This is a genomic window from Nostocoides sp. F2B08 (genome assembly GCF_009184895.1).
Taxonomy (GTDB): Bacteria; Actinomycetota; Actinomycetes; order Actinomycetales; family Dermatophilaceae; genus F2B08.
Map to the genome: position 1 here is coordinate 1 of NZ_WESE01000024.1, position 5108 is coordinate 5108.

At 67.7% G+C, this 5108-nt stretch carries 2 protein-coding genes; both read left to right on the forward strand.

What is annotated here, in order from left to right:
* The first annotated feature begins 87 nt into the window (after positions 1–87).
* A complete protein-coding gene (locus GA707_RS20490) occupies positions 88–333 on the forward strand; it encodes a trypco2 family protein (RefSeq protein WP_226964011.1) in 246 nt (81 codons plus the stop codon).
* A gap of 291 nt (positions 334–624) precedes the next feature.
* Complete coding sequence (locus GA707_RS20495; RefSeq protein ID WP_152180303.1) at positions 625–4167, forward strand: tetratricopeptide repeat protein; 3543 nt, start codon at positions 625–627, stop codon at positions 4165–4167.
* The last annotated feature ends 941 nt before the right edge of the window (positions 4168–5108 follow it).

Genomic DNA, 5108 nt, shown 5'->3' on the forward strand with positions numbered 1-5108 from the left:
CTTCTACAACACCACCCGCCGGCACAGCTCCGCTGCGATGATGTCACCCATCGCCTACGAGACCGCGGCCCTCACCCCGAGAGCCGCTTGAAGGGAAGCCCTCCACGATTCGGGGGGAACCACAAGACGGCGAAGGCGGGGGTGAAGTGGTGGCTGGTCGAGGCCGGCGGGGAGGTCTCCCGGCAGCTGTCGGCGACGCACACGGTGAAGCTGACGTTGGATCCGGTCCTGATCGGTCAGGACCGGCAGCCGGTGGAGTTCCTCGTCGCCGACCGCGACGACCAACCTGCCACCTCGACCACTGTCGAGTCCGGTTTGGCGGACCCGGAGTAAGGCGCGGGCGAGATCGTGGGGGTGGCGACTGAGCGGGCGGTATTGATCCGCTACCAGGTCGACGGGAAGGGCTTCGTCGGGAGTGGGTTGCGGGTTCGGGATCGGTTCGTGTTGACCGCGGATCACTGCGCTCAGGGCACCGGCCACCGAGTGCAGCTCCTGGACGGGTCGGCCTATGGCGCGACCGTGCAAGTCCGGTCCGGCTCGAGCGAGGTCGACCTCGCTGTGCTGGTCCTCGACGGGGATGCTCCTGCGGTGGACCACTTGACGGCGGTACGGGTGGATCGTTCGGTGGCCGACAGCCTTACCAGGTGTCAGGCGCTCGGATTCCCGAGGTGGCGCCGGAACCAGGACGGGGACCGGATCCTGGCACAGGTCGACGGGGCGGTACCGACCGCAGAGGGCCTGCGCCCCGACCAGGCCGCCTCGGGTGTGGAGCTGTTGGAGCTGAAAGGCGCTGGGCCGTCGGTGCGGGACCATCCGACCAGTACGGGTGAACTGGCGCAGTCCAGTCCGTGGGGTGGGATGTCCGGAGCCGCGGTCGTTGTCAACGACCTGGTGCTGGGTGTGGTCCGTAGTCACAACGTCGCCGCCGGTGGCATGTCGCTAACGGTGACCCCATTGACCGCGCTTGATGCGCTGCCGGACTCGATCCGCGACGTGTTCGTCGAGGCGCTGAGGCTGCCGGATCCGGCGGTGTGGCCGGTGTTGCCGGACCGTATTGCGGAGCTGTCCCGGGCGGTGCTGCGGGTGCGCGACGCCGCCGACCATCCTCCCCGAGTGGCCGATGTGGACGCGGGCGTCTTCGGTGCCCGCAAGGCCCGCACCGACCTCGACCTGCACGGCGATCCCTACTACCCATACGTCCCGCGCGGCGTCGATGCCACGATCCGGGACGCGCTGGACCGGCGCGTCGACGGGTCCGACGTCCGCATGCTGCTACTGATCGGAGAGGCGATGGCCGGCAAGTCCCGCACCGGCGCCCACGCCCTCCAAACCCATCCGGTCCTCCGCGACCAGCCGGTCCTCATCCCCGCGGCAAGCCCTGGCCTCGCCCGGATCCATGACTTGGTCGCCCAGCTCACGACCGGCCGAGACGACGCAGCATCCGGCGCTGTTGTGCTGTGGCTGGATGACCTCAACGAGTACTTCGCCTGGCTCACCGAGGACCTCGCCGCCGCCTGGCGCGCCATCCCCAGCCTGACGGTGGTGGCCACCATCCGCCGGGAGCAGCTCGCCACCCTCCAAGGCGACACGGAAATGCGCGCCACGTGGGAGTTCGTCAACGACGAGGACCAGGTCGAGGAAATCGCCATTTCGTCGGATTGGTCGATCGATGACCAGAAGGCTCTTGCCGTCGTCGCTCCGGACTGGATAAGGGCAGCGGCCCAGGAGGGGACTGGGCTGGGCGAACTGCTCGGCTCCGCCCGGGAACTGCTTCTCAAGCTCAGGACCGCGGACCCCAAGACCCGCGCCCTGGTCGACCTGATCGTGGACTGGCAACTGACTGGCATCCCAGATCTCATCACCGAGCAACAAGCACGTGAGCTGTGGCCGGAGTACCTCCCCCGGCGGGACGCCGCGGGTGGCCCTGACCATACGAGGCAAATGTTCGCGGCCGCCTACCGGGATGCGTGCAGTCCGGTGGGCGGAACCGCAGCATCCCTCGTCACTGGCGACGGGCTTCATGTTCGGGCAGAGGACCTGCTCGTGCGTCACCGGGGCACTCAAGGCGGCAGCACGCACCCGTCCGTGTGGGCGGTGGCAATGGACCAGGCACTGACGGTCCTCGAAACCGCACCCGACATAGTCACTCTGGTCAGTTATAACGCCTACACGTCAGGCAACTACCTGATCGCCCGCCGAGGTTGGAACGCGGCAGCCGAATCAGGACACCCCGACGCGCAAGTTTACCTGGGGGCCCTTCTTGCTCTCCTATCGGACCCTCCGGACCTGCAGGGGGCCCGTCGCTGGTTCACCACCGCCGCAGAAGCTGGCCACACCATCGCCCAGTACAACCTCGGCGTCCTGCTCGCTGACCTATTGGACCCGCCAGATCTGGACGAGGCCCGCCGCTGGTACACCACCGCGGCCAAAGCGGGCAATGCCGCCGCGCAGAACAGCCTCGGCACCCTGCTTTCCACCCGCCTGAACCCGCCGGACCTGGAGGAAGCCCGGCACTGGTACACCACCGCCGCCGAAGCCGGCCACACCGACGCCCAGCTCAACCTCGGCATTCTGCTCTCCACTCGCTTGGACCCGCCAAATCTGGCGGAAGCCCGTCGCTGGTACACCACCGCCGCCGAAGCCGGCCACACCGACGCCCAGTACAGCCTTGGCATCCTGTTGGTCGACGTGCTAGACCCGCCGGAGCTGGAGGAGGCCCGGCGTTGGTTTAACACCGCCGCCGAAGCCGGTCACACCGACGCCCAGTTCGGGCTGGCGAGACTGCTATCGGACTGGCTGGACCCGCCACATCTGGACGAGGCCCGGCGCTGGTACACCACCGCCGCCGACGCCGGCCACACCGACGCCCAGCTCAACCTCGGCATTCTGCTCTCAACTCGCTTGGACTCGCCGGAGCTGGATGAGGCCCGCCGCCGATTCACTGCGGCTGCCGAAGCCGGCCACATTGACGCCCAGTACAACCTAGGCGTCCTGCTCGCGGGAGGGTTGGACCCGCCGGATCTGGAGGAGGCCCGTCGCTGGTTCACCACCGCCGCCGAAGCCGGCCACACCGATGCCCAGTCATATCTCGGCGTCCTTTTCGCTAACCTTTTGGACCCGCCGGACCTAGAAGAGGCCCGTCGCTGGTTCACCACCGCCGCCGAAACCGGTCACACCGACGCCCCGTACAACCTCGGCTTCCTGCTCGCTGACCTATTGGACCCGCCAGATCTGGACGAGGCCCGCCGCTGGTACACCACGGCCGCCGAAGCCGGCCACACCATCGCCCAGTTCAGCCTCGGCGTCCTGCTCTCCACTCGCTTGGACCCGCCAAATCTGGAGGAAGCCCGTCGCTGGTACACCGCCGCCGCCGAAGCCGGCCACACCATCGCCCAGTACAACCTGGGCGTCCTGCACTTGACTCGCTTGGAGCCGCCAAATCTGGCGGAAGCCCGTCGCTGGTTCACCACCGCCGCCGAAGCCGGCTACACTGCGGCGCAGTTCAACCTCGGCATCCTGCTCGCTGACCTGTTGAAGCCGGCGGATCTGGAGGAGGCCCGGCGCTGGTACACCACCGCCGCCGACGCCGGCCACACCGACGCCCAGTTCAACCTCGGCATCCTTCTGGTTGACGTATGTAACCCGCCGGAGCTGGAGGAGGCCCGCCGCTGGTTCACCACCGCCGCCGAAGCCGGCCACACCGACGCCCAGTTCGGGCTGGCGAGACTGCTATCGGACCGGATGGACCCGCCAGATCTGGACGAGGCCCGCCGCTGGTTCGCCGCCGCCGCCGAAGCCGGCCACACCGACGCCCAGTTCGGGCTGGCGAGACTGCTATCGGACCGGATGGACCCGCCAGATCTGGACGAGGCCCGCCGCTGGTACACCACCGCCGCCGAAGCCGGCCACACCGACGCCCAGGTCTACCTCGGCGTCCTGCTCGCTGGCCTGTTGGACCCGCCGGATCTGGAGGAGGGCCGCCGCTGGTTCACCACCGCCGCAGAAGCTGGCCACACCATCGCCCAGTACAACCTCGGCGTCCTGCTCGCTGACCTATTGGACCCGCCAGATCTGGACGAGGCCCGCCGCTGGTACACCACCGCCGCCGAAGCCGGCCACAGCGAGGCCGCGGTCGCGTTGGAGCACTTGCGCGATATGGGGAGTTAGGGATCGCCAGTCCGCGAGGCCAGCACAATACCGAATTCAGAGCCAGTCTTCCCCGCGTTCTGAAAGATGCACGGCAGAGGCACTGATTGAAGTCCGCCCATGACCAGAACGGTTGTGTCGTCATGAAGCTTACGCCCCCAGTGCTTGGAGCCACCGCGAGAGTGCGGGACCGGTGAACACCCAGATCGCTGCCAGCAACGCCAGCGCGAAAGGCCCACCAGGACCCATCCGTGGGCCCTCACCACTCTCCCAGAGGGTCCCCCGCCGTCGGCCCCGAGACGCCGTCCTGCGACAAGTCATCTTGGAGCTCTACCCCTGCCACATACCGCCGTCACGTCCGGCCCCAACCTATCGAGTCGACAAGACCCCGCTTGCGGCGCTCCACAAGGACCGCAGTACCCGGCGTAGAGTTGCAGGGTGTCGGCCGGCGCGGCCAACACCATCGTCGAGTTTGTGCACCAGTCTGCGCTCCTCGGCCAATTTGCCTCAGCAGGAGCGAATTACGACCCGCGCAGCGGGCGGTCAGCACACTCCCTGAAGCGACAGACAGGGCGACCTCGCGAAGAGACGTCTTGTGAACCATTGACGGGTTGATCATCGGGACAGCCCTCTCTTAGAAACGCTGAGCCACAACGCTTCTCGGTGTCGGCGCCGTCGAGTCTCAATCCGCGGAGGTCCAGTGCGACGACAGCGCGCCGTCTGTAGCGCGCGTGCTCTAGCCAGGGCCTGGTCGGGTCGGGCACGATGACAGGTGGCTCGAGTGAGTGGGTTCATTGGCTGGTAGGGAGGTCTGACATGGGTGAAGATCAAGGCTCGGCGGGGTCGGGTGCTGCGCCGTGGGGTGCGGTGTCGTTAAGTGATGCGATTGCCTCGTTGCGGGAGGAGCTGTCAACGGCGTGGGCGTCGTCGACGGGTGAGATGTTGCGGTTCCGGCCCTCTCC